The 21,333-nt window shown below is 65.1% G+C and carries 22 protein-coding genes; 10 read left to right on the top strand and 12 right to left on the bottom strand.

Features of this window, described 5'->3' with window-relative positions:
* Positions 1 to 79 precede the first annotated feature (79 nt).
* A complete protein-coding gene (locus tag BST40_RS13370; protein ID WP_083154483.1) occupies positions 80 to 1,300 on the bottom strand; it encodes a PPE family protein in 1,221 nt (406 codons plus the stop codon).
* A 308-nt stretch (positions 1,301 to 1,608) separates the two neighbouring features.
* Between BST40_RS13370 and BST40_RS13365 the strand changes: the two genes are divergently transcribed.
* Entirely contained in the window at positions 1,609 to 2,613 is a 1,005-nt protein-coding gene (locus BST40_RS13365) for a glutathione S-transferase family protein (RefSeq protein WP_083154490.1), read from the top strand.
* A gap of 78 nt (positions 2,614 to 2,691) precedes the next feature.
* Here the strand turns inward: BST40_RS13365 and BST40_RS13360 are convergent, their stop codons facing one another.
* The 6 genes from BST40_RS13360 to BST40_RS13330 form a co-directional block, all read right to left on the bottom strand.
* The gene (locus tag BST40_RS13360) at positions 2,692 to 3,078 is read right to left on the bottom strand and encodes a hypothetical protein (protein WP_075548284.1); all 387 of its coding nucleotides are present in this window, start codon (positions 3,076 to 3,078) and stop codon (positions 2,692 to 2,694) included.
* Between the two features lie 441 nt (positions 3,079 to 3,519).
* On the bottom strand, positions 3,520 to 3,939 hold the full coding sequence (locus BST40_RS13355) for a hypothetical protein (RefSeq protein WP_131808332.1): 420 nt from the start codon (positions 3,937 to 3,939) through the stop codon (positions 3,520 to 3,522).
* A gap of 862 nt (positions 3,940 to 4,801) precedes the next feature.
* Positions 4,802 to 5,203, bottom strand: a complete 402-nt coding sequence (locus BST40_RS33240) for a hypothetical protein (protein ID WP_099224591.1) — start codon at positions 5,201 to 5,203, stop codon at positions 4,802 to 4,804.
* Positions 5,204 to 5,206: 3 nt separating this feature from the next.
* Positions 5,207 to 5,506: a hypothetical protein gene (locus BST40_RS13340; RefSeq protein ID WP_075548282.1), complete on the bottom strand. Its 300-nt coding sequence runs from the start codon at positions 5,504 to 5,506 to the stop codon at positions 5,207 to 5,209.
* Positions 5,507 to 5,548: 42 nt separating this feature from the next.
* Entirely contained in the window at positions 5,549 to 6,040 is a 492-nt protein-coding gene (locus tag BST40_RS13335; RefSeq protein WP_075548281.1) for a DUF2771 domain-containing protein, read from the bottom strand.
* Complete coding sequence (locus tag BST40_RS13330; RefSeq protein WP_167381690.1) at positions 6,037 to 7,638, bottom strand: MFS transporter; 1,602 nt, start codon at positions 7,636 to 7,638, stop codon at positions 6,037 to 6,039. Before BST40_RS13330 ends, BST40_RS13335 begins: the two co-directional genes overlap by 4 nt.
* A 193-nt stretch (positions 7,639 to 7,831) precedes the next feature.
* Here BST40_RS13330 and BST40_RS13325 point away from each other — a divergent pair, with 193 nt between their 5' ends.
* Positions 7,832 to 8,635 carry a DUF3027 domain-containing protein gene (locus BST40_RS13325; RefSeq protein ID WP_075548279.1) on the top strand — a complete coding sequence of 268 codons (804 nt, stop codon included), beginning with the start codon at positions 7,832 to 7,834 and terminating at the stop codon, positions 8,633 to 8,635.
* Here BST40_RS13325 and BST40_RS13320 read toward each other — a convergent pair.
* Positions 8,632 to 9,087 carry an SRPBCC family protein gene (locus tag BST40_RS13320; protein ID WP_083154480.1) on the bottom strand — a complete coding sequence of 152 codons (456 nt, stop codon included), beginning with the start codon at positions 9,085 to 9,087 and terminating at the stop codon, positions 8,632 to 8,634. The two genes, BST40_RS13325 and BST40_RS13320, sit on opposite strands and share 4 nt — an antisense overlap.
* 27 nt (positions 9,088 to 9,114) lie before the next feature.
* Positions 9,115 to 9,402, bottom strand: a complete 288-nt coding sequence (locus tag BST40_RS13315; RefSeq protein WP_075548293.1) for a DUF2530 domain-containing protein — start codon at positions 9,400 to 9,402, stop codon at positions 9,115 to 9,117.
* A 720-nt stretch (positions 9,403 to 10,122) separates the two neighbouring features.
* Between BST40_RS13315 and BST40_RS13310 the strand changes: the two genes are divergently transcribed.
* The 3 genes from BST40_RS13310 to BST40_RS13300 are packed head-to-tail and all read left to right on the top strand — an operon-like array spanning position 10,123 to position 11,671.
* A complete protein-coding gene (locus BST40_RS13310; protein ID WP_075548276.1) occupies positions 10,123 to 10,554 on the top strand; it encodes an Rv0880 family HTH-type transcriptional regulator in 432 nt (143 codons plus the stop codon).
* On the top strand, positions 10,551 to 11,378 hold the full coding sequence (locus tag BST40_RS13305; RefSeq protein ID WP_075548275.1) for a TrmH family RNA methyltransferase: 828 nt from the start codon (positions 10,551 to 10,553) through the stop codon (positions 11,376 to 11,378). The genes BST40_RS13310 and BST40_RS13305 overlap by 4 nt, the downstream gene beginning before the upstream one ends.
* Positions 11,375 to 11,671 carry a DUF2537 domain-containing protein gene (locus BST40_RS13300; protein WP_075548274.1) on the top strand — a complete coding sequence of 99 codons (297 nt, stop codon included), beginning with the start codon at positions 11,375 to 11,377 and terminating at the stop codon, positions 11,669 to 11,671. Before BST40_RS13305 ends, BST40_RS13300 begins: the two co-directional genes overlap by 4 nt.
* A gap of 1 nt (position 11,672) precedes the next feature.
* Here BST40_RS13300 and sepH read toward each other — a convergent pair whose 3' ends face one another.
* Positions 11,673 to 12,422 carry a septation protein SepH gene (gene sepH, locus BST40_RS13295; RefSeq protein WP_075548273.1) on the bottom strand — a complete coding sequence of 250 codons (750 nt, stop codon included), beginning with the start codon at positions 12,420 to 12,422 and terminating at the stop codon, positions 11,673 to 11,675.
* A 120-nt stretch (positions 12,423 to 12,542) separates the two neighbouring features.
* The gene (gene serC, locus BST40_RS13290) at positions 12,543 to 13,673 is read right to left on the bottom strand and encodes a phosphoserine transaminase (protein ID WP_075548292.1); all 1,131 of its coding nucleotides are present in this window, start codon (positions 13,671 to 13,673) and stop codon (positions 12,543 to 12,545) included.
* 217 nt (positions 13,674 to 13,890) lie between these two features.
* Between serC and BST40_RS13285 the strand changes: the two genes are divergently transcribed.
* Both BST40_RS13285 and BST40_RS13280 read left to right on the top strand, forming a co-directional pair.
* On the top strand, positions 13,891 to 14,916 hold the full coding sequence (locus tag BST40_RS13285; RefSeq protein WP_075548272.1) for an AurF N-oxygenase family protein: 1,026 nt from the start codon (positions 13,891 to 13,893) through the stop codon (positions 14,914 to 14,916).
* A 6-nt stretch (positions 14,917 to 14,922) separates the two neighbouring features.
* Entirely contained in the window at positions 14,923 to 16,617 is a 1,695-nt protein-coding gene (locus BST40_RS13280) for an FAD-dependent oxidoreductase (RefSeq protein ID WP_075548271.1), read from the top strand.
* Position 16,618: 1 nt separating this feature from the next.
* Here BST40_RS13280 and BST40_RS13275 read toward each other — a convergent pair whose 3' ends face one another.
* A complete protein-coding gene (locus tag BST40_RS13275; protein ID WP_075548270.1) occupies positions 16,619 to 17,077 on the bottom strand; it encodes a VOC family protein in 459 nt (152 codons plus the stop codon).
* A gap of 214 nt (positions 17,078 to 17,291) precedes the next feature.
* Between BST40_RS13275 and BST40_RS13270 the strand changes: the two genes are divergently transcribed.
* From BST40_RS13270 to BST40_RS13260, 3 genes are all read left to right on the top strand, one after another.
* A complete protein-coding gene (locus tag BST40_RS13270) occupies positions 17,292 to 17,894 on the top strand; it encodes a TetR/AcrR family transcriptional regulator (protein WP_142276729.1) in 603 nt (200 codons plus the stop codon).
* 10 nt (positions 17,895 to 17,904) lie between these two features.
* On the top strand, positions 17,905 to 18,666 hold the full coding sequence (locus tag BST40_RS13265; protein WP_083154476.1) for a sterol desaturase family protein: 762 nt from the start codon (positions 17,905 to 17,907) through the stop codon (positions 18,664 to 18,666).
* A gap of 1,088 nt (positions 18,667 to 19,754) precedes the next feature.
* Positions 19,755 to 21,299, top strand: a complete 1,545-nt coding sequence (locus BST40_RS13260; RefSeq protein ID WP_083154475.1) for an Ig-like domain-containing protein — start codon at positions 19,755 to 19,757, stop codon at positions 21,297 to 21,299.
* Positions 21,300 to 21,333 lie beyond the last annotated feature (34 nt).

Below are 21,333 nucleotides of genomic sequence, written 5' to 3'. Positions count from 1 at the left end.
GTCGCTACTGTGTGTGAACTACCTTCTGGCCCAAGCATCCTCGGCGGTGACTCGCTCATGGCGCCGGGTATGAACTCTGCTAACCGATTGCCTTCGGGCTGAGCACCGCAATGCGTGATCCCTGTTGGCGTTTGACGAAGTGTGTGTCTTCGCGCATACCACCTGTGCGCATGCCGGGAATCAGACCGGTTGGTCCACTTCCCGGCACGGCGTCGCTGACCACCATCGGTGCCATTCGCACCGCTTCGGGGTGCGGCGCTGAAGCCGTGGTTGCCCAGCTGGTCGGCGCCGACATCAGCCCGATCTTGTCGGCCTTGCCCATACTCGCCGACACTTCAGCTGCGCTCAGCCGGGCAAGGCCAGAGCCGACAGGGTGCCCGCTGACGCCGGTTGATGCGGCCGCGGCACCGGTTGCTGCTTGCGCGGGTGCCCACGTCAGCGACTGAATGAGCTGCAGGGCGTTCAGTTCGTAGCCTTGGGTGTCGTAGATCAGGGCCCCGTACATGTATTCCAGGTTCAGCAGCTGGTCCCACACCGGGATCGGGATACTCTTGAGGAAGTCCCAGATTCTGATATACCAGGGCGGCAACGAAAGGTGTTGCAACACTTGGGTTGCAACGGCGAGGTCGATCAATTTCGGGGTTAATTGCGATATCGCGGATACGGTGCTGCCGACCGCAGCGGCTTGTCTGGCCGGACCGTCTGAGTCGGCAGTTCGGGGCGGCGCGGTGAACGGAGTCAGCGTCGAGGCGCTCGCGCAGGATGCGGCATAACCGTACATCGCGGCGGCATCTTGCGCCCACATCTCGGCGTAGTGGAACTCGGTGGACGCGATCGCCGGGGTGTTCTGGCCAAAGAAGTTCGTCGCAATCAGCGTCTGCAGCACGCTCCGGTTGGCCGCGACGACGGGCGGGGGCACGGTCATCGCGTGCGCGGTTTCAAAGGCTGCGGCGGCTGCCCGCGCCTGCATTCCGGTCAGCTCTGCATTCCGGGCGGTGGCGCTGATCCAGACTTGGTGCGGCACGATGGTGGCCGCCATGGCCGTCGATGCGGGCCCCAACCACTGTGAGCTGGTCAGCTCCGAAATCACCGAAACGTAGCCTGCCGATGCCGCGGCCAATTCTGCGGCCAGCGTGTCCCACCCCGTTGCCGCGGCGATCAGCGGCCCTGATCCGGGGCCGCTGTAGATCCGAGCCGAGTTGATCTCGGGGGGTATTGCGCCGAAATCGACAGTCACCACTTGACATTGGGCCAGGAGCGGCTTCGTGCCGGCGTGGGCGTCGTTGGCTCGAAAGGTCATCTAGCCCACCATGTGTATGGGTCGCGTGCGCGACACCGTTGTCGGGGCACAGCAGACCGATGAATAGAGCGATAGTCTCTTGCTGCACTACTGCGTGAGGGAAATAATTGCCTATGAGTGTTTTGTTCGGGTTACCTTTTTGTAGCGTCCTGTTCTCCGGCGTTGACCCGTTACGACCATGGCCGCGGTTCCCGCGGGGCGGCGGAAACGACGGCAGCCCACGGCTATGAGATTCGACGGAGCCAGCGTTCGATCGTCAAGTGTCGAGCGCTTCGCCAGGTGTGTGCGCCAAAGGCATGATGGAAACCATGGCCGCTTACGTCGCCGGGACAGGCGAATTCAACCGCGACACCAATTACATCACCACCCGTATCACCGCCGACGGACGCGACGGCTATCCGGTCGAGCCGGGCCGCTATCGACTTGTCGTTGCCCGCGCCTGTCCGTGGGCCAACCGCACGATCATCGTCCGTCGGCTACTTGGCCTGGAACCCGTTCTGTCCATTGGTTTTTGCGGTCCCACTCACGACGAGCGCAGTTGGACGTTCGATCTTGATCCCGGCGGCGTCGACCCGGTGCTCAAGATTCCCCGGCTTCAGGATGCCTACTTCAAGCGTTTCCCCGGCTACCCGAAAGGCATTACTGTTCCGGCGATCGTCGACGTGGCGAGCGGGGCGGTGGTCACCAACGATTTCGCTCAAATCACTGTGGACTTTTCCACGGAATGGACCGCTTACCACCGCGACGGCGCGCCGCAGCTGTACCCCGACGCATTGCGGGACGAGATCGACGAGGTGAGCAAGAGGGTTTACACCGAGATCAACAACGGCGTTTACCGCTGCGGTTTCGCCGGATCACAGCAGGCCTACGACGCCGCCTACGACCGGCTGTTCACCGCGTTGGATTGGGTCAGCGACCGCCTGGCGGCGCAGCGATACCTGTTGGGGGACACCATCACTGAGGCCGACGTGCGGCTGTTCACCACGCTGGTCCGCTTCGACCCGGTATACCACGGGCATTTCAAGTGCAATCGAAGCAAGCTGTCCGAGATGCCGGTGTTGTGGGCTTATGCCCGAGATCTGTTCCAGACGCCGGGTTTCGGCGATACGGTCGACTTCACTCAGATCAAGCAGCACTACTACATCGTGCACGCCGACATCAACCCGACCCGCATCTTGCCCAAGGGGCCTGAGCTAGCCGGATGGCTCACACCACATGGTCGGGAAGCATTGGGCGGCAGGCCTTTCGGTGATGGGACACCGCCGGGGACGCCGGTTGAGGGAGAACGGGTGCCGGCGGGTCACGGAGTGTAGGGGATTCCGGCGTCGACGCGTCTGGCTGAAATGAGTTGACGGGCATGCCGCCCTGGTATGGCTGCCGCGTCTGAGGAATCAGTCCGCTGCGTCACCTTTGAGCTTGTGGGCTTGCCGTTCTCCGGCGGGCGTGAGGCCCAGCCAGATCGTGAATTCCCACAGATCAGGCTCATCGTATTTGCTGACAAACAGGTTGGAGACGCGCTCCATAGCAGCGTCCACCGAGAGGTCCCACCCTGCGAACCTTTCGCCCGGGTAGGGAAGGTCCCCAATTTGCATGAGCCCGTCTTCCAAGAGCGATCGGATGGTCCGCAGGGCGAACTGTTGTCGGGCGGGAAGGGTTTCAATAAGGTCGCCGCGGGTGATCAGCGATTCCACCTCTGCCAGCGGCACCAGGTCGTACAGCGCACTGACGAGCAACTCGGCGCGCAGCCGGTCTTGCGCTACTTCGATTGGCTGGCTCACCGGCCGCCTATTCTCATCGGGTCCAGTCATGATTCTCCATACTTGGGTGGTGTGCTTGTGGTGTCGTGTCTTAGCGACCGGTCGGAGTCAACGTCAGGGCGTCATCCGGGGTTGAATTCGTCGAGGTCGGGTAACTCGTCTTTGCCCAGCACCGGGGGCCCGTGGTGGCTGTGGGCGGGTGAACAGGGTGTGGCACGGATTCCGGCGGTACCGGGGTTCAGCCGGGGCGTAGCATTCCGCCATTCGCGTTGCTGCCAACGTGGTGCGCATGGAACCGCGATCGACGAAAGGACCCGGTAGAACGAAAATCACCCGGACTCCTGTCTAAATGCACGTAGGTGCGGCACTGGAGGGCGGTACGATGTGCGACCGCATGTCTGCATGAGCGGTTCTCCCATTCCGCGAGTATCGCCAACGGCTTTCGCGGACGCTCCCGACGATTCAGTCCGCGGCTTCACCCTGAAGCTCGCGCGCTAGCCGTTTCCCGGCAGGAGTGAGTCCCAGCCAGATTGTGAAGTCCCACAACCCACGCTCCTCGTAGTGGCGAACTAGGAGGTCGTAGATACGTTTCATAACCGCATCGATCGAGAGATCCCAGGGCACGATGCGTTCATCGGAGGCGCCGAGTATGTCTCCGATCTCCATGAGTCCATCATCGAGGAGCGACCGGATAGTGCGCAGCGCCACGTCTTGTTGCGCCGTTAGGCTCTCGGCGAGGTGTTCGCGCAAAATTAGCCCCATTACGTGCGCCATTGGCAGGCAGTTTGCTTCCGCATCGGACAACAAACGTCGGCGCAAGGAATCTTGGGCGCTAAACCCGCTCTGGCCGCGTTTGCGGCGCTCGTCATCAGGTTGAGTCATCGTTCTTGATACCTTCGCATTGTTTCTGGGTCGTTAGTTGTCCAGCGACGAGTGTCAGTCGACATCTTGGGCGTCATCCTGGGGTGAATTCATCTAAGTCAGGTAACTCGTCCTTACCCAACACCGGAGGTCCGTGATGGCTGTGCGGAGGGTGGACAGGGTGTGGGATGGATTCCGGCGGCACTGGGCCGATACCGACGACCGGTGGTGCTGGCCCAGCGCGGCCCGGCACCGGCTCTACTGGTGGGCGCGCAACAGATGGAGGTTCGACCGGGGTCCGGGCCGGTGGCGCCTCGACTGGCGCAGCCCTGACTGGCTCCGGAATTTCCGGTACACCGCCCCGCGGATTGATGTGGATCTTGGTGTAGCCACGTTCGCCGGGGATATCGATGTCGAGGACCGGCTTTCCGGTGGACTCGGCCGACCAGCGTTGTCCGATCATGGTTCCGTCTGGGAGCCGATATCGAATGCCCTTACTGGGATCACCATACCCATTGGGTACTTCCACCCCGTTCTGCTGCGCCCACCTCCACAGGTTTTCAAGATCCTCCGGTGAGCGGACCTCTCTGATGAACGGTTTGTTGCCCGCAGGCAATTTATCCAGCACCTTGCGAATATCGTCGGCGCTCGGACCAGTGGCAGGTTCCGGCGGCGGCGCCGGCGTTGGGTCCTGTTTCCAAGTGCGGTTGTCGACGGCCTCGACGCGGTTGCCGTGTGCCGGTGCGGCGGGGGCAGGTGTTGGCGGGACGACGTGTCGGATGCCGGCCACGGCGGCGGTGACTTTGGCGGCGACTTGCTGATCGACCCCAACCAGCTGGACGGCTCGTTGGGCGGATGTCGCCGGCGAAGGCTTGCGCCTGGGTTAGCCGGGCGGCCCGCTGCGCGGCCGACCCACCACTGCTTCGATCTGTGACCGACAGGTCTTCGCCGACATCGAACCCGCCGCGCGGGCATCCTCGACCGCGTAGCGCACCCGCGAGCGCGCCGCATGCAGATCCGAGGCTCCGCTGCGTGCCACTTTGGCCGCCTCATGCAACTGGTCGGCCACCGCGCTGGTCGTCAGCATGTCGGAATGCGTTTCGGTGCGCAGTGTGTCGGCTGCCGCGCCTCGCCAATCCACCGCTAGCGCGTCTCGCCAGCCCTGATTGGCCACCCCGTAGCAGCGCCCACCGACAGCCTCCCAGTGGTCAGCGGCCTCGATGAGATGCTCGGTGGGCCAGGCCAACAGCTGCGAAAGGGTGGGAAACGCGGTGACCACTGACATGTGCTAGGCGCGGACCACCGGACTGGCCACGGCGGCCAGCATATTCGCCGAATCCGTCTCGTTGGCAACGTAGCGAGTATCAGCCTCGACGACATGGGCGGCCCGGGCGATCACCCGTGCGGCGAGCGCCGCCGAGAACGCCGTGACATCGGCGTGGGCGCCGTCGACCGCGACAGCGCTGGCCTGACCCGACAAACCCAGCCCCGTCGGAGCCGCTGTCGCGTTCAGTTCGCCCGCCGCAGCGTCCCAGCGGGTGGCCATGGTCTGCAGACCACCGCTATCGACACGCAGATTCTGCTGCATGGCGGCAGTGTGGCCACCCTTTTCGTCGCCCGCACTTCGGCGTCAAAATACCAGGCGCACAGACCATTCCGCGTGCGGCGCCTCGCGCAACTCACCGGAGGCGGGGTCGACCACCAACGTCAACAATTGCACCACAATCCCGGTCAGTCGGCCCCGCTGCGGGTCGACGGTGGGGATGGTGACCGCAAGCCGGCTGTTGGGCCGAAAGATGGTGGCGGCGGCATCGGCGGGATCCTCGTAGAGCTGCAGGAGTCGCCACGGTGCCCGCGAAATGGCTTGCGGCACCGAGAGCTGCACCGGGTCGCGTTCGTTCACCGGCAGTTCGCCCTGGGTCTGCGGCGTCTCACACTCGTCGAGCCGCAACACGTTGCAATACATGTAAGGGCCGACGCGGCTCAGGTGCCCGTGCGAGTACGCACTGATCTCAGGTCGCTGCGGGCCGGAATCGCGCACCAGCAGCCACGCGCCAAGCCCCGCCCCGACGGACAACAGCAACACCACGACCGCGAGAAGCGCAACGCCCCAACGTTTCACCGCGGCATCGCTCCGGTTGCCGAAGCGGCGCGGCGGGTGCTCTCCTGCTCGGCCAGCACCGGCCGATTACCGCCGAGACCCGGGATCAGCGAGTCGCCGCGGAAGCTGACGACGGTCTGCGCCAGACCCAGGATCAGCAGGGCGCTGACGGCGGTGAATCCGACCCCCAATTCGGTGTAGACCAACACGCCGAGCGCTCCGCCGAGCACCCAGGCCAACTGCAGCGTCGACTCCGAACGGCCGAACCCCGATGCCCGCGATTCCTCGGGCAGATCGTCTTGGAGCGAGGCGTCCAGCGAGGCTTTGGCGATTGCACTGCAGCCCGACGTGATCAGGGTCGCGATAGCGGCCGCCACCAGATTGCCGGCCACCGCGGCAGCCAGCGCGAACACCGTCACCACCACGGTGCAGCGCACGACCAGCACCGCCGGCCTGCCCAGTTGCAGGCGTGCGCTGGTGAAATTGCCGGCGAAGTTGCCGATCGCGGCGGCCGCGCCGATCAGGCCCAGCATGGCCAACTGAACCCACCCGTCGGCGTCGTGAGCCTTCGCGACGAACGCCGGATACAAGAACAGAAAGCCGACCATCACCTTGATGGTGCAGTTGCCCCACAACGAGGTAATGATGTTGCGGCCCAACGGTTGTCGCAGTGTTCCGCCGAGGTTCTTGACTTCCTCCGGCCAGCTTCGCCGCAGCTTGCCGGCGTCGCGGTGGTAGCTCAGGGTGGCCGGCACCTCGCCGGTGGTCACCTCGACCCAGCTTGGAATCCGCATCGACAAAACGGCGCCGGCGATGGTGATCGCGACGACGACGAACAACGCGCCCGGAAGTTCCAGCAGATGGGTACAGCCGAACTCGACCCCAGCGGCGACGGCACCGCCGGCCATGGTGCCGCCGAGCAGCCCGAACACCGTCAGCCGAGAGTTGACCCGCACCAAATCGATCGTCGGCGGCATCACCCGCGGGGTCACCGCGCTGCGCAGCACGCTGAATGACTTCGAGAACACCATCATGGCCAGCGCGCACGGATAGAGCACCCACGACGGGAAGCTGCCGGTGGCGCCGTCGTAATTCATGATCAACACCAGCGCCAACGCCGTCCGCAGTCCGAAAGACAGCGCCAGCGCCACCCGCCGGCCGTGCTGCAGCTTGTCCAGCGCGGGGCCGATCAGCGGCGCGATCACGGCGAACGGCGCGATGGTGATCAACAGGTAAAGAGCGACGCGCGATTTGCTTTCACCGCTTGCCGCGGCAAAGAACAACGTGTTGGCCAGCGCAACCGCCATCGCGGAGTCGACCGCGAAGTTGGCCATCACCGGCCAGGTCAGCGCGGTCAGGCCCGACTTGTCGGCGCCGTCGGCGGTGGCGGCGCGCTGCACCATCCAATACATCCGCGAGCCCATTTCGCGGCTGCGCATCGCCGCGGCCCGGGTGACGGTGATCCGTTCGCCGTCGTTGAACTCGCGCGGCGGCGGTTGGCTGTCGCGCTGGCGTTCCTGCTCCTGACCCAGCGGCGGGAGGTAGCGGTTGGCGCTCGGCATGGGCGGCGGACGGCGCGGGCGCCGATAGTCGGCGTCGTCAGCGGGATAGTTTTCCATACCGGGGTGCTCGTTGACCGATCCGTTCCGGCTCCGGCGGCCCGCAGCCGGAGCCGTACGGCCCGGGTGATCACGCCGCCGTGCAGACACGCATCAATTCTGGCTTATCCCGTCTCCACGCGTAGGCAACCGGGTGTGGCTCGTCCACCGTGTCTTCCGGCAGTATGGATACGCACTGCAGAGAGGGAAGAGTGTGACCGGACCCTTGGAGAATTCGGCGGAATCCGCCGTGGCGACCGTGGCCGAGTGGCCGCACGATGTGGCGTCGGTGCTCACGGGCGCGGTGGACCAGGCCAGGGCGGCGGTCGCCGAGTTCAGCGGGCCCGATGCGGTCGGCGACTATCTCGGTGTCGGCTACGAAGATCCCAATGCAGCGACACACCGATTCCTGGCGCATCTGCCCGGGTACCAGGGATGGCAGTGGGCCGTCGTCGTCGCTGCCTACGCCGGTGCCGACCATGCCACCATCAGCGAGGTGGTGCTGGTCCCCGGCCCAACGGCCTTGATGGCGCCGCCCTGGGTGCCCTGGGAGCGGCGGGTACAACCGGGAGATTTGAGCCCGGGAGACCTGCTGGCGCCGGTCAAGGATGACCCGCGGCTGGTACCGGGCTATAGCGCCAGCGGTGACCCGCAGGTCGACGAGATCGCTGCCGAGGTCGGGTTCGGCCGGCGCTGGGTGATGAGCGCGTGGGGCCGCGCCGAGGCGGCGCAACGCTGGCACGACGGCGACTACGGCCCCGACTCGGCCATGGCACGGTCGACTAAACGAGTGTGCCGCGACTGCGGGTTCTTCCTGCCGCTCGCCGGAGCGCTGGGCGCAATGTTCGGGGTATGTGGTAACGAATTGTCGGCCGATGGCCATGTCGTCGACAAGCATTACGGTTGTGGTGCGCATTCCGACACCCCGGCCCCGGGGGGCAGCGGCTCCCCGATGTATGACCCGTACGACGACGGGGTGCTCGACATCTGGGAGAAGCCGCCGGAATCGTCCGATTAGCCGTTTTCGGCGGCCGCCTTGATCTTTGCCAGCGAGGTGTTCATGCCGTCGACCAATTCGCGTTCGAAGTTGGTGGTGCCTCCCAAGAGGGCGTTGACCGACAAGTTGGAAAACGCGCTGACCCCGTTTTCGGCGTGTCGGCTCTCGGTGACCCGGGTGCCCTCGCCATTCGGCTCCAGCTCGTAGCTCCAGACGCTGCGGTTGGTATCGACCCGAAACGCCAGCTTCTGCTCCGGGATGACCTCGACGACGGTGCAGGTTGTCGGCCAGAACAACCGATTGCGACGGTTGAAATTAATGGTGCGGGTGCCAGGGCGCAGCGGACCGAATTGGTGCGTCCAGCGACATTGCGGGCTCCATTGCGGCATTCGCCGCAAATCGGAGATCAGCGCCCAGACTTTCGCGGGCGGCGCATCGATGTCTACCTGCGCCTGTAGCAGCGGAGCTACCATTTGTCCTCCCAGATGTGTTTTGCGCCACTATTTTTGGTCGTATTCGTGGTCCAGATAGGTCTCGAGTCCGGCTTGAGCGCCGCGGGCACCGCGGCGGGCGGCGGCAAGTTGCCAGACGAAGATGCCCGTGCCGAGCAACCCCACCGCCAGGCCGGCCACTGTCACCGGACGCCATGTCTGAAGACTCGGCACGGCGAATGCGGCCACCGCGGCGGCCAGCCAGCCGAGTGCGCCGACCGCGATGACCGGCCACACTTCCAATAGCGCTGTCGGTAATGGGGGCGGCTCGGGATCGTGGTCAGGTTCGTCACTCATCATCGGGTTTCAACATAGCCCGCGACGATGCCGGCCGCCGTATGGGCGGAACGACAGCGCCCAGGGGTGCACGGCGTCGGGGTGCACGGCGCCGGGGTTGTCGCTGTTAACGGCGTCGGGTGTGCGTTGCGGGCGTCGAGTGTGCGGTGGCGGCGTCGGGTGTGTGTTGTGGGCGTCGAGCGTGCCGTCAGGGCGGGCCGCCGCGGATTTTCCCGCCCTACGCGCACGATCAAAGCCGTCGTTGCACACTCGATACGGCGGGCATGGCCGTCGGCTCGGTGAGCACCCGATTCTTCTGCTGTACTGAACTGAAACACCCGCCATCACAAGAGGTTTGAGCTAAGCCGCGAACATCGGCGTGGCCGAAAACCGACGTCAAGGTGTGCGCGCAGCCCAAGCTGCGCGACGACCGGCAGCCTTGTGGCCTCCGGAAGGCTTTGCATCGCCCCACAGATGAAGAAGCCCCACAGATGAAGAAGATGACGTACGTGGTGAGCGAGTTGACACAGGATCCTAGAGGCATCCTGGGCCTCTCGGGGTGGCCGCCTGTGCAGGACCGATGTGACAGGTGGCATGGATGTGACGTTGCTGGACTGCAGCGACGCAACGGTTTCAGCATGCCGAGGGAGTGTGGCGACGGGGTGAGCGCTCAAGGCGGGAGCGCAGTCGTTTGCCGTCGTTCTGATCGCGAGCATTGGGGTTCCGTTGTAACCTCGCGCTGTGCCTGACAGCGATGCGCAGCTGGCGAGCGACTTGTCGCTGGCGGTCATGCGTCTGGCGCGCCAACTTCGATTCCGGAACCCGTCATCTCCGGTGTCCTTGTCGCAGCTGTCGGCATTGACAACCCTGGCCAACGAGGGGGCCATGACGCCCGGCGCGCTGGCAATCCGGGAGCGGGTCCGCCCACCGTCGATGACCCGGGTGATCGCCTCCCTGGCCGACGTGGGTCTGGTGGACCGCGCCCCACATCCCGTGGACGGCCGTCAGGTGCTGGTGTCGGTATCCCAAGCCGGCGCGGAGTTGGTCAGGGCTGCACGGCGAGCCCGTCAGGAGTGGCTGGCCGAACGGCTCGCGACGCTCGACAGCGACAGACGGGACACCCTGCGCCACGCCGCCGACATCATGATGGCCCTGGTCGACGAAAGCCCGTGACTGTTCCCGACATCGACGTTCAAGACATCAGCGATCCCGACGATCCGCGCCTCAACGATTTCCGCGACCTGAACAGCGTCGACCGCAGGCCCGACCTGCCGTCCGGGAAGGGCCTGGTGATCGCCGAGGGTGTTTTGGTCGTACAGCGCATGCTGGCTTCGCGCTTTACCCCGCGGGCAATGCTCGGCACCGACCGCAGGCTGGCCGAGCTCAGGGACGACTTGGCCGGCAGCCCGGCCCCCTACTATCGAGCCTCCGCGGAAGTCATGGCGCTGGCTGTCGGATTTCACCTCAACCGGGGGGTGCTGGCCTCGGCAAGCCGGTTACCGGAGCCCAGCGTCACCGAGGTGGTCGACGGTGTTCGCACCGTCGTCGTGCTCGAGGGGGTCAACGATCACGAAAACCTGGGGTCCATCTTTCGCAACGCCGCGGGGTTGGGGGTGGACGCGGTGGTGTTCGGCAGCGGTTGCGCGGACCCGCTGTACCGTCGCGCGGTCCGGGTTTCCATGGGGCACGCTTTGCTGGTGCCCTACGCTCGAGCAGCAGACTGGCCCACCGACTTGCTGATGCTGCAAGAACGGGGCTTTCGGCTGTTGGCCATGACCCCCCGCGGCGATGCGCGCGAGCTGGCCGAGGCCATGAACGAGGTGCGGGACCGACCGATCGCGTTGTTGGTCGGTGCCGAGGGCCCGGGACTGACAGCCGCCGCCCTGCGGATCAGCGATCTGCGGGTGCGGATCCCGATGTCGCGGGGCACCGACTCACTCAACGTGGCCACGGCGGCCGCAGTGGCGTTCTACGAGCGGGCTAGGCTCTGCCCGTGAGCCAAGAGCTCGAAGAGCGTGACGAATCCGTGCCGTGGGCAACGGGTTTGGTGGTATCCGGTTTCGTCGCCGCAGTGACCGGGGTCGGGATGGTAGTGCTCAGCCTGGGGCTGATCCGGGTGCACCCGTTGCTGGCGGTCGGGCTGAATGTGGTGGCGGTCGGCGGGCTGGCGCCGACCCTCTGGGGCTGGCGGCGCACCCCGGTATTGCGTTGGTTTGTCCTGGGCGCGGGAGCAGGTGTCGTGGTGGCGTGGCTGACGCTGCTCGCGATCGCCGGATTGGGGCGCGCTTAACTCAGCGCTGCCCGCCGGAGCGCACCCCGAGCAGGACGTCCTCCCAGGCCGGGATGGCCGGCTTGCCCCGCCGATGGCTGGCTGGTGGTTCCGCCGCCGGGGCGGGTGCCGGCTTCGCGGGTTCGTCGAAGGCGAGGTGGGCCACTGGAGCCAGCTGCCGGGGTTTGAAGCATGGGTCGATCAGCTCGCTGGCCGCGTCGTCGATCGCGGTGACGGTGCCGCCATGCGCGCCCGGTGTGAAGCGGAAGTGCGCGAGGTTATCGGAGTGGCCGGCCTGCCATGCAAGCTGCACCGTCCAGCGGCCGTCTTCGTTGCGCCACGCGTCCCAGCTGAGTTTCTCCGGGTTGAGGCCACGCGTCAGCAGCGTGGCGGTGATGGTTTCGAGCAGCGTCAGCACCGCGGGGCCGTCCGCCAGCATCGGGTGCGCGGCCGTTGCCAGCTCGGCGGCGCGCGACCGTTCCAGCAACACCGGGTGGGCGAATCGCTGGATGCGCGCCAGGTCGGAGCCCGACGCGGCGGCCACCTGCTCCACCGATGCGCCGGCGCGGATCCTGGCCTGAATTTCCTTGGGACTCAACATATTCGTGATTTCCATGTCCAGGTGCGGTTGAACCGGGTGCGTCGTATTGCCGCTCAGGACCGCCCGCAATCGGTCGTCTGCCGGCAGCTTGAATGTTTCGGCCGGTTTGGCACCCTCGCAGATGAGGTATTTGCCGTCGGCATCCAGCCCAATCAGTTTGAGTTCCCGCATGGCTTCTCCTCGCAGGCTCCGTGCCTCGAAGCACCGGACCTGTTACGTGCGCACTTTAATGCAGCCAACCCCGCAACCCGCGCTGACACGCGGGACGGTTGCGGGCGGATAACGAGCAGGTTAGAGCCGCTCGACCACCCAGTCGATGCATTGGGTGAGGGCGCTGACGTCATCGGGTTCGACGGCGGGGAACATCGCCACCCGCAACTGGTTGCGGCCAAGTTTGCGGTACGGCTCGGTGTCGACGATGCCGTTTGCCCGCAAGGTCTTGGCCACGGCCGCGGCGTCGACTTCGTCGACAAAGTCGATCGTGCCCACCACCTGCGACCGCAACTCCGGGTCGGTCACGAACGGCGTGGTGTACGGCCGCTCCTGCGCCCACGAGTACAACCGCTGCGAGGAGTCCGCCGTCCGCTTGACCGCCCACTCCAGGCCACCGTTGCCCAGCAGCCAGTCGAGCTGTTCGGCGAGCAGCGCCAGCGTGCCGATCGCCGGTGTGTTGTACGTCTGGTTCTTCAGACTGTTCTCGATCGCTATCGGTAGCGACAAGAAGTCGGGAACCCAGCGCCCCGAGGCCGCGATGGCCTCGACGCGGGCCAGCGCGGCCGGGCTCATCAGCGCCAGCCACAGGCCACCGTCGCTGGCGAAATTCTTCTGCGGCGCGAAGTAATACGCGTCAGCCTCGGTGATGTCGACCGGCAGACCGCCGGCACCCGAAGTGGCGTCGATGACGATCAACGCGTCGCCCGAGTCGGTGGGACGTCGCACCGGCACCGCCACCCCGGTCGACGTCTCGTTGTGAGCCCAGGCGATCACGTCCACCGACGGATCGGCCTGCGGCTGCGGCGCGTCGCCCGGGTCCGCCTTGATGATGATCGGGTCGCCCACGAACGGGTTCTTGGCGACGGCTGAGGCGAACTTCGAGCTGAACTCGCCGTAGGCCAGATGCAACGAGCGCTTGTCGATCAGCCCGAATGCGGCGGCGTCCCAAAACGCAGTCGCGCCGCCGTTGCCCAAAATCACCTGGTAACCATCGGGCAGCGAGAACAGCTCGGCCAGGCCGGTGCGCACCCGGCCCACCAGATTCTTGACCGGCGACTGCCGGTGCGAGGTCCCGAACAATGCCGCCGCAGTGGTGGTCAGCGCATGCAATTGCTCGGGCCGCACCTTTGACGGGCCGGACCCGAAGCGCCCGTCGCGGGGCTTGAGGTCTGCGGGAATCTCAAGGGCAGTCGTGAGCTGGTCGGCCATGGCAATCAGGGTAGTGAGCGGTGGGGGACCGGCGACCACGCGGGCCGAATAATGCCGCGTCGCACCGACCGGCGTGAGCAGCGTCACACTCAATCGGTCGAACGGGCCAGGCCACAGCCCGCCTGCGGGTCTGGAGAATTCCCGGTACCAGCGGTACCGTGTTTATCAGACGTCCGAAGGTAAACCTCAGCACAAACCTCATTGGGGAGGCTTCTCAGTGGACAAGACGCGCATGGTTCGGCGTTGGCGCCGCAACATGGAGGTTCGGGACGATACCGAGTACGTGGAGATGCTCGCCACCCTGTCCGAGGGATCGGTGCGGCGAAACTTCAACCCGTACACCGACATCGATTGGGAGTCACCGGAGTTCGCTGTTACCGACAACGATCCCCGGTGGATCCTCCCGGCGACCGACCCGCTGGGTCGCCACCCCTGGTATCTGGCGCAGCCCGACGAGCGCAAGATCAAGATCGGGATGTGGCGCCAGGCCAACGTGGCCAAGGTCGGGCTGCACTTCGAGTCGATCCTGATCCGCGGCCTGATGAACTACACGTTCTGGATGCCCAACGGGTCACCGGAATATCGGTATTGCCTGCACGAATCGGTTGAAGAGTGCAACCACACCATGATGTTCCAGGAGATGATCAACCGCGTCGGCGCCGACGTTCCGGGGATGCCGCGGCGGCTGCGCTGGGTGTCGCCGTTCATCCCGCTGGTGGCCGGCCCGCTGCCGGTGGCCTTCTTCATCGGGGTACTCGCCGGCGAGGAGCCCATCGACCACACCCAGAAGAACGTGTTGCGCGAGGGTAAGGCGCTGCATCCGATCATGGAACGGGTGATGTCCATTCACGTGGCCGAGGAAGCCCGGCACATCTCCTTCGCGCATGAGTTCCTGCGTAAGCGGTTGCCGCAGTTGACCAAGCGGCAGCGATTCTGGACGTCGTTGTACTTCCCGCTGACCATGCGGATGCTGTGTAACGCAATCGTGGTGCCGCCCAAGGCGTTCTGGGAGGAATTCGACATCCCGCGTGAGGTGAAGAAGGAGTTGTTCTTCCGGTCGCCGCAGTCGCGGAAGTGGTTGCGCGACATGTTCGCCGACGTGCGGATGCTGGCTTACGACACCGGGTTGATGGAAAGTCACCTGGCCCGGCTCATGTGGCGGCTGTGTAAGATCAACGGCGAGCCGTCGCGCTACCGCAGCGAGCCGCAGCGTCAACACCTGGCGACCGTGCCGGCCGCGTAATCCTTTATGCCACACGTTATTACCCAATCGTGCTGCAATGACGCCTCCTGCGTCTTTGCCTGCCCGGTCAATTGCATCCATCCCTCGCCGGACGAGCCGGGGTTTGCGACGTCGGAGATGCTGTATATCGATCCGGTGGCGTGCGTCGACTGTGGCGCCTGCGTAAGCGCCTGCCCGGTGGGAGCCATTTCGCCGGACAGCAGGCTGCAATCGCGGCAATTGCCGTTCGTCGAGATCAATGCCTCCTATTACCCGAAGCGGCCGGCCGACGCGAAACTGCCGCCGACCTCGAAACTGGCTCCGGTGATCCCGGCTGCCGAGGTGCGTGCCCGCCGGCATCCGCTGACCGTTGCCATTGTCGGGTCCGGACCCGCGGCGATGTATGCCGCCGACGAGCTGCTGGTCCAGCCGGGGGTGCACGTCAATGTCTTCGAGAAGCTGCCCACGCCCTACGGGCTGGTGCGCGCCGGGGTGGCACCGGATCACCCGAACACCAAGCGGGTCACCACACTGTTCGATCGGGTCGCGCGCCATGACCGGTTCCGGTTCTACCTCAACGTCGAGATCGGCAAGCACCTGACCCACGCCGATCTGTTGGCCCACCACCATGCCGTGGTGTACGCAGTCGGTGCTCCCGACGACCGTCGCCTTGACATCGACGGGATGGGGCTACCCGGCACCGGTACCGCGACGGAGTTGGTCGCGTGGCTCAACGGGCATCCCGAGTTCGTCGATCTCCCAATCGATCTCGGCCATGCCCGGGCCGTGATCATCGGCAACGGCAATGTCGCTCTGGACGTGGCGCGGGTGCTCACCACCGACCCCGGTGACCTGGCCCGAACAGATATCGCCGATCATGCGCTGCGGGCGCTGCGCGGCTCGGCGGTCCGCGAGGTGGTGATCGCCGCCCGCCGCGGACCCGCGCACTCGGCGTTCACCCTGCCGGAGTTGATCGGGCTTACCGCCGCATCCGAGCTGGTGCTCGACCGCGACGACCACCAGCGGGTCCTCGAGGACTTGGCAACCGCCTCGGCGCCGTTGACGAAAGCCAAGCTGGAAATCCTGAGCACCCTGGGCGACGGGTCGACCCCGGCGTCGCATCCCCGAATAAGGCTGGCCTATCAGCTCACGCCCCGGCGCGTCCTGGGATCGCAACGGGCCACCGGCGTCGAGTTCGCCGTCACCGGCACCGACGAGGTGCGCCGACTTGACGCGGGGCTGGTGCTGACGTCGATCGGCTACCGCGGCAAGCGAGTTCGTGACCTGCCGTTCGACGAGGCGGCGGCCGTCGTGCCCAACGACGGTGGCCGGGTCGTCGATCCCGGTACCGGGCAGCCGGTGCCGGGTGCCTATGTCGCGGGTTGGATCAAGCGCGGGCCGACCGGGTTCATCGGTACCAACAAATCGTGCTCGTGGCAAACGGTTCAGGCGCTGGTGGCCGACTTCAATGCGGGCAAGCTCAGCGATCCGGCCGGCAAGCCGGCGGCGCTGGACCAGCTGGTGGCCATGCGTCAGCCCGACGTCATCGACGCCGCGGGCTGGCGTGTCATCGACGCCGCCGAGGTCGCCCGCGGCAGCCGCGACGGTAGGCCGCGCAGCAAATTCACCGACGTCACCGACATGCTGGCGGCGGCGACCGCCGCATCGCAGACGCCGCCACTGCGACGGCGCCTGCTGATGCGGCTGCGCGAGCTGGCCTGAACTAGCCGGTTGCCTGCGCGGACATCGCCTCGTGAATCTCGGCCATGCTGAGCTCTCGTACGGGTTGCCCCAGTGACCAGTGGTGGCCGAACGGGTCGGCGACTACTCCGTATCGGTCGCCCCAGAACTGGTCTGCCAACGGGATTACCACGGTGGCACCGGCGTCCACTGCCCGCTGGAACTTGGCATCGACATCGGTCACGGTCAGGTGGATGGTGACCGGGGTTCCGCCCAGTGACCTCGGTGTCGTCGACTTGCCACCGCAGCTTTCCGGGAAGTCGTCGTTGAGCATCACCATGAAGCCATTGATGCGCAGCGCGGCGTGGATGAGCTTGCCGTCGGGCCCTGGTATACGGCCGAGCTCGACGGCGTCGAAGGCCTTGACGTAGAAGTCGATCGCCGCCGCGGCGTCGTCGACGACGAGGTGGGGGGACAATGCTGGTTCCACGGTGATTGCCACGTTGTTCGCTCCTTTGGATAGTTGGTGTCGCCCGCGCGCGGGGCCCACAGGTACTGACTGAACGTGGCAGCAATTTTCATCGGGCAGTCGGCGACGGCCGCCGTCAGGGCCGCCTCTTGCGACATGACGTGGCGACCTGATATAGATGTGTCGACTGCTGTTGATACATCTGTCTCACCACGTGTCTCAGATCGCCGGCCGATGAGGATGCCGCGTGTGCGCCACCCGATTGACCATCCATCGCACGATGGACGCGCGTCAGCAGGAAGTGCGCACCCGGCTGCTGCAAGCCGCGCGACAGCTGATCCGTGAGCACGGTCATGAGACCGTGGGCATGGAGTTGATCGCCACGACCGCAGGGGTATCGAGGGCGACGACGTACCGCTACTTCGCGTCCAAGGAACATGTCGTCTGCGAGGCCGCGCTGGCCTGGGGTCATGACGTTGCGGCGCGCTTGCCGCAGGCCATTGAGGCGGCCGGGGAGACGGTTGGCGCCATCGACGTCGCGATCGAGCAGGTGGTGCACGAAGCAGCGTCGGATTTGTCGATGGTTCGGGCCACCATGGCGTCGGTGCTGGCGCAGGGCCCGGTCTCCGACGAGTTTCGCCGGGGCGTGCGCGAGATGTTCCGCGCGTTGTTGGCCGGTGCCGTCGACGACATGCCGGCCACCCTTGATCCGTCGATGACGTTGCTTGGGCGGGTGTTTTTCGCCGATCTGGCATTGCTGGGTGTCGGCGATATCAGCGTCGAGCAGTGCATCGAGGAGCTGCGGACGGCGGCACAGCGCTTACTCACCGGCACCATTCACCGCAACTAGGAGCGGACCCATGAGTCAGGTATCGCCTTTGCAACCGGTCTGGGATGAGATAGTGAACCTGTTGGGTGTCGGCTTCTTCGAATTTCCGCTGTATTTTCTGCCCGTCGTCGTCGCCGTCGTCTTGCTGACCGGCATCGGCTTTTCGATAGTGGATGTCGCGATCTACCGGCGGATTTCGGCCAAAGCGGCCAGGAAGCTCGGAATTCGGATCATGTCGACCTACGTCGGCGCGGCCGTTGTGCTGTTCGTGTTTCACGCGACGTTTCACCTCTGGACGGCAGCGGTGCCGGGCGCCGCACCGACGCTGCCGGTATTTGTCGCTCAACTCATCGGTTTCATGGTGGTCGGCGAATTTCTGACCTATTGGTGGCACCGGTTAGAGCACGGCAGCCGCTTTGTGTTCGAGAAGGTCCACTACGTACATCACCGTGTCCAGTCGCCGTTGACCATCTGGACCAACTTCGTCGTGCATCCCGTCGAAGGCTTGATGGTGATGCTGTGCCTGTACGTTCCGCCGTTGCTGGTTGGTGCGCATCCGCTGGTGGTGGTCGCGTATGCGATCACCAACACGACCGCGATGGTGATCACGCACAGCGGATACGACATCACGTTTTATCCCCGTTGGTTGCTGCCGGCCGCGTCGGGCCATGAATTGCATCATTCCGAGCGGCGTCCCGCCAACCTGTCCGTGGTGATGACATACGGCGACAAGCTGTTTGGCACGTACAAGAATCCGGCCGGGTCACGCCAGCGACTCATGTCGACGGCATGAGCGCGCTCGCAGGGGGCCCGGCCATCCGGCGCGCGTACCTTGCCGACGGCCGGTGGGTGATCAGTTGATTAGGAATACTTTTGGTATCACCATGAGTACTATCGGATCTCGACACGGGTGCATTTTGGTTTCAACGCGAATACGTCTCCGTCACAGCGTCGGGTCGAAGGAAACCGCAGGTGGTGCAGAGTGCCCCGACGGTCCTGCCGCACAGCGTCTTTGTCGGCGACCAACCGGCCCACGCCAAGGCTCGACAGGAGTGTCCCGGCAACGCAGGACGGTCACCACGAATCGGCAACCCGGGCCGGGCTCCGTGCCTGGTTGAAACAACTATGGAAAAGCCGTTTGAGAAACCGCGGCTACCGGACCGGTAGCGTAGCGAAACCCGCTGTGCGGCCGAGTACCTCAGCTGCCGTTCGCGCGCGACACCTCGACCGGCCAAGGGTTCACGTCCCTAGACGAGGCTTCCGTTGACACGATGACCATCGCCCGTTACACCGCTGGTTCGCTGCGGAGGTGACAGTCACATCGGCTGCCGTCCAACAGTATTCGAATGACACCGACCAAGCGACAGCTGTCCACCGGTGATCGCCCGGTAGATGAGCGGGCAGCTTCGCATGCGTGCTTCGGCTTGCCCTCTTGGACCACGCAACACAATGTCGTTGCATGCCAACATCTTTAATGAGCTCATGTCGACTTATCGGTCGCCCTCGAAAGGCTCGTCGAGACGGCAGAGGGTTGGTCCTAGCGCCGAGATTATCGGGGCCGGGCAGTTGCGTGTGACGCCGTGCGACGCGCGGCACTTATCACCTCGCCTCCGGGTGGGCGCCCCGCCGAACTCGGAAACGTGTTGAAAGTGCCCGCAGGAACCCGAAGGCGATTAGGTCAGCTAACCCAAAGTCGGATATTGACAATGGCTCTCGCGGCGCGGCAAACTTCGCTCGGCATTCGCACCTTGGGGTTAAACACCTCTGATGTCAGGTGCGCAACGCGACCCGAAAGTGCTACGGCAAGCGAAGACGAGCACCGAATTATCCACTGACAGTTCAACAATCACCGGCTCACTAGTGGATGCGCGAGGAGAATCCATGCGTTATGCCAGGCGTATCGGCGGCGTCGGGGCGATAACCGCTGTTCTGTTGGCTGGCAGCACGCCGACAAATCCTCCGGTCGGTTACGCTGCGCCAACGGATTCGGGTTCCTCGGCCGGCGAGTGGGCAGACGTGCCGTCACCGCCAGCCGGGTCGGACACCGCGCTGGCTGCGCTGCCGGGCGGGGTAGCCGGGGTGCCGGGCGCGGCGGCTGCGGTGCCGGGCACGGCCCCGCCAGGCGCGGCAGCTGCGGTCCCGGGCGCGGTGCTGCCGGGCGCCAGCGCGCAACCGGTCGACCCCGCCAGCATTCCCGATGACCTGCTCAACGCCGTGATCGATTTTCTGGCCGCGGTCCGCAACGGGGTGGTGCCCGTCCTCTTCAACCGGACTCCGGTCGCGACCCCCCAACAGGTCAGCATCCCCGTTAACGGCAGCACCGGCCCCGTGCCGTTCACGGCCTTCGACCCCGACGGCAACAGGATGACCTTCAAGGTCAATCCGCGGGGCTTACCTGGCGGACCGCAGCACGGCGTCGTCAACATCAACCAACAGACAGCCAGCTTCACCTATACGGCCGATCCGGGTTTCGTCGGCAACGACACCTTCACCGTCGCCGTGAGTGACGACACCAGCCTGCACGTGCACGGCCTGGCGGGATACCTGGGCCCGTTCCACGGGCACGACGACGTCGCCACCGTGACCATCTTCGTGGGTGGCGTCCCGACCACGACGATAAGCGGTGCCTTCAGCATGCTCACCTACAACATTGCCGGGCTCCCATTTCCGTTGTCCAGCGCAATCTTGCCGCGCTTTCTGTACACCAAACAGATTGGGCAACGGCTCAATTCCTACTATGTCACCAACGTTCAGGAAGACTTCGCCTACCACGATTTCCTGGTCAAGAAATCGGATATGCCCAGCCAGACACCGCCCAGCCCACCCACGTTGCTGTGGCCCATCGGCGTGCCCTTCTCCGACGGACTCAACACACTCGCACAGTTCAAGGTGAAAAGGCTCGACCGGCAGACATGGTGGCAGTGCAGCGCCGACAACTGCCTCACCGCGAAAGGCTTCAGCTATAGCCAGCTGCAGCTTCCGGGTGGCGAAACGATCGACCTTTACAACTTGCATACCAATACCGGCGGGGGCGCGTTCACCAACGCCAACCTGGCTCAGCTCACCAATTACATCCAGCAGAATTCCGGGGGCCGTGCGGTCATCGTCACGGGCGACTTCAACGCCCTGTATTCCGACGACCAAAGCGCGCTTCTGCAATTCGCTGCGAACAATTCGCTGACCGATGCGTGGGTCCAGGTCCAGGGTGGTCCCACCAGCCCACCCTTCGCGCCCACCTGCAAGGTCGGCAACGAGTGCGAACTGCTGGACAAGATCTTCTACCGAAGCGGTCAGGGCGTGACGTTGACCGCGACCGGTTACAGCAACGAGGCGCCGAAGTTCTTCAATTCCAATGGGCAGCCGTTGTCGGATCACAGTCCGCCCATGGTCACCTTTCAGTACATCGCCGACAATGTGGGTCCCTAGGCCGCAACTGTCGGTGACGGCTGGTGGCGGGGTG

It is taken from the genome of Mycobacterium persicum (genome assembly GCF_002086675.1).
GTDB classification, from domain to species: domain Bacteria; phylum Actinomycetota; class Actinomycetes; order Mycobacteriales; family Mycobacteriaceae; genus Mycobacterium; species Mycobacterium persicum.
This window is presented reverse-complemented; position numbering and strand designations above follow the sequence as displayed.

Coding starts and splice junctions, on each gene's coding strand:
- BST40_RS13365 (WP_083154490.1), top strand. CDS start 1,609: ATGGCCGCTTACGTCGCCGGGACAGGCGAATTCAACCGCGACACCAAT.
- BST40_RS13320 (WP_083154480.1), bottom strand. CDS start 9,087: ATGGTAGCTCCGCTGCTACAGGCGCAGGTAGACATCGATGCGCCGCCC.
- BST40_RS13355 (WP_131808332.1), bottom strand. CDS start 3,939: ATGACTCAACCTGATGACGAGCGCCGCAAACGCGGCCAGAGCGGGTTT.
- BST40_RS13315 (WP_075548293.1), bottom strand. CDS start 9,402: ATGAGTGACGAACCTGACCACGATCCCGAGCCGCCCCCATTACCGACA.
- BST40_RS13340 (WP_075548282.1), bottom strand. CDS start 5,506: ATGCAGCAGAATCTGCGTGTCGATAGCGGTGGTCTGCAGACCATGGCC.
- BST40_RS13370 (WP_083154483.1), bottom strand. CDS start 1,300: ATGACCTTTCGAGCCAACGACGCCCACGCCGGCACGAAGCCGCTCCTG.
- BST40_RS13265 (WP_083154476.1), top strand. CDS start 17,905: ATGAGTCAGGTATCGCCTTTGCAACCGGTCTGGGATGAGATAGTGAAC.
- BST40_RS13280 (WP_075548271.1), top strand. CDS start 14,923: ATGCCACACGTTATTACCCAATCGTGCTGCAATGACGCCTCCTGCGTC.
- BST40_RS13260 (WP_083154475.1), top strand. CDS start 19,755: ATGCGTTATGCCAGGCGTATCGGCGGCGTCGGGGCGATAACCGCTGTT.
- sepH (WP_075548273.1), bottom strand. CDS start 12,422: ATGCGGGAACTCAAACTGATTGGGCTGGATGCCGACGGCAAATACCTC.
- BST40_RS33240 (WP_099224591.1), bottom strand. CDS start 5,203: ATGTCAGTGGTCACCGCGTTTCCCACCCTTTCGCAGCTGTTGGCCTGG.
- serC (WP_075548292.1), bottom strand. CDS start 13,673: ATGGCCGACCAGCTCACGACTGCCCTTGAGATTCCCGCAGACCTCAAG.
- BST40_RS13330 (WP_167381690.1), bottom strand. CDS start 7,638: ATGGAAAACTATCCCGCTGACGACGCCGACTATCGGCGCCCGCGCCGT.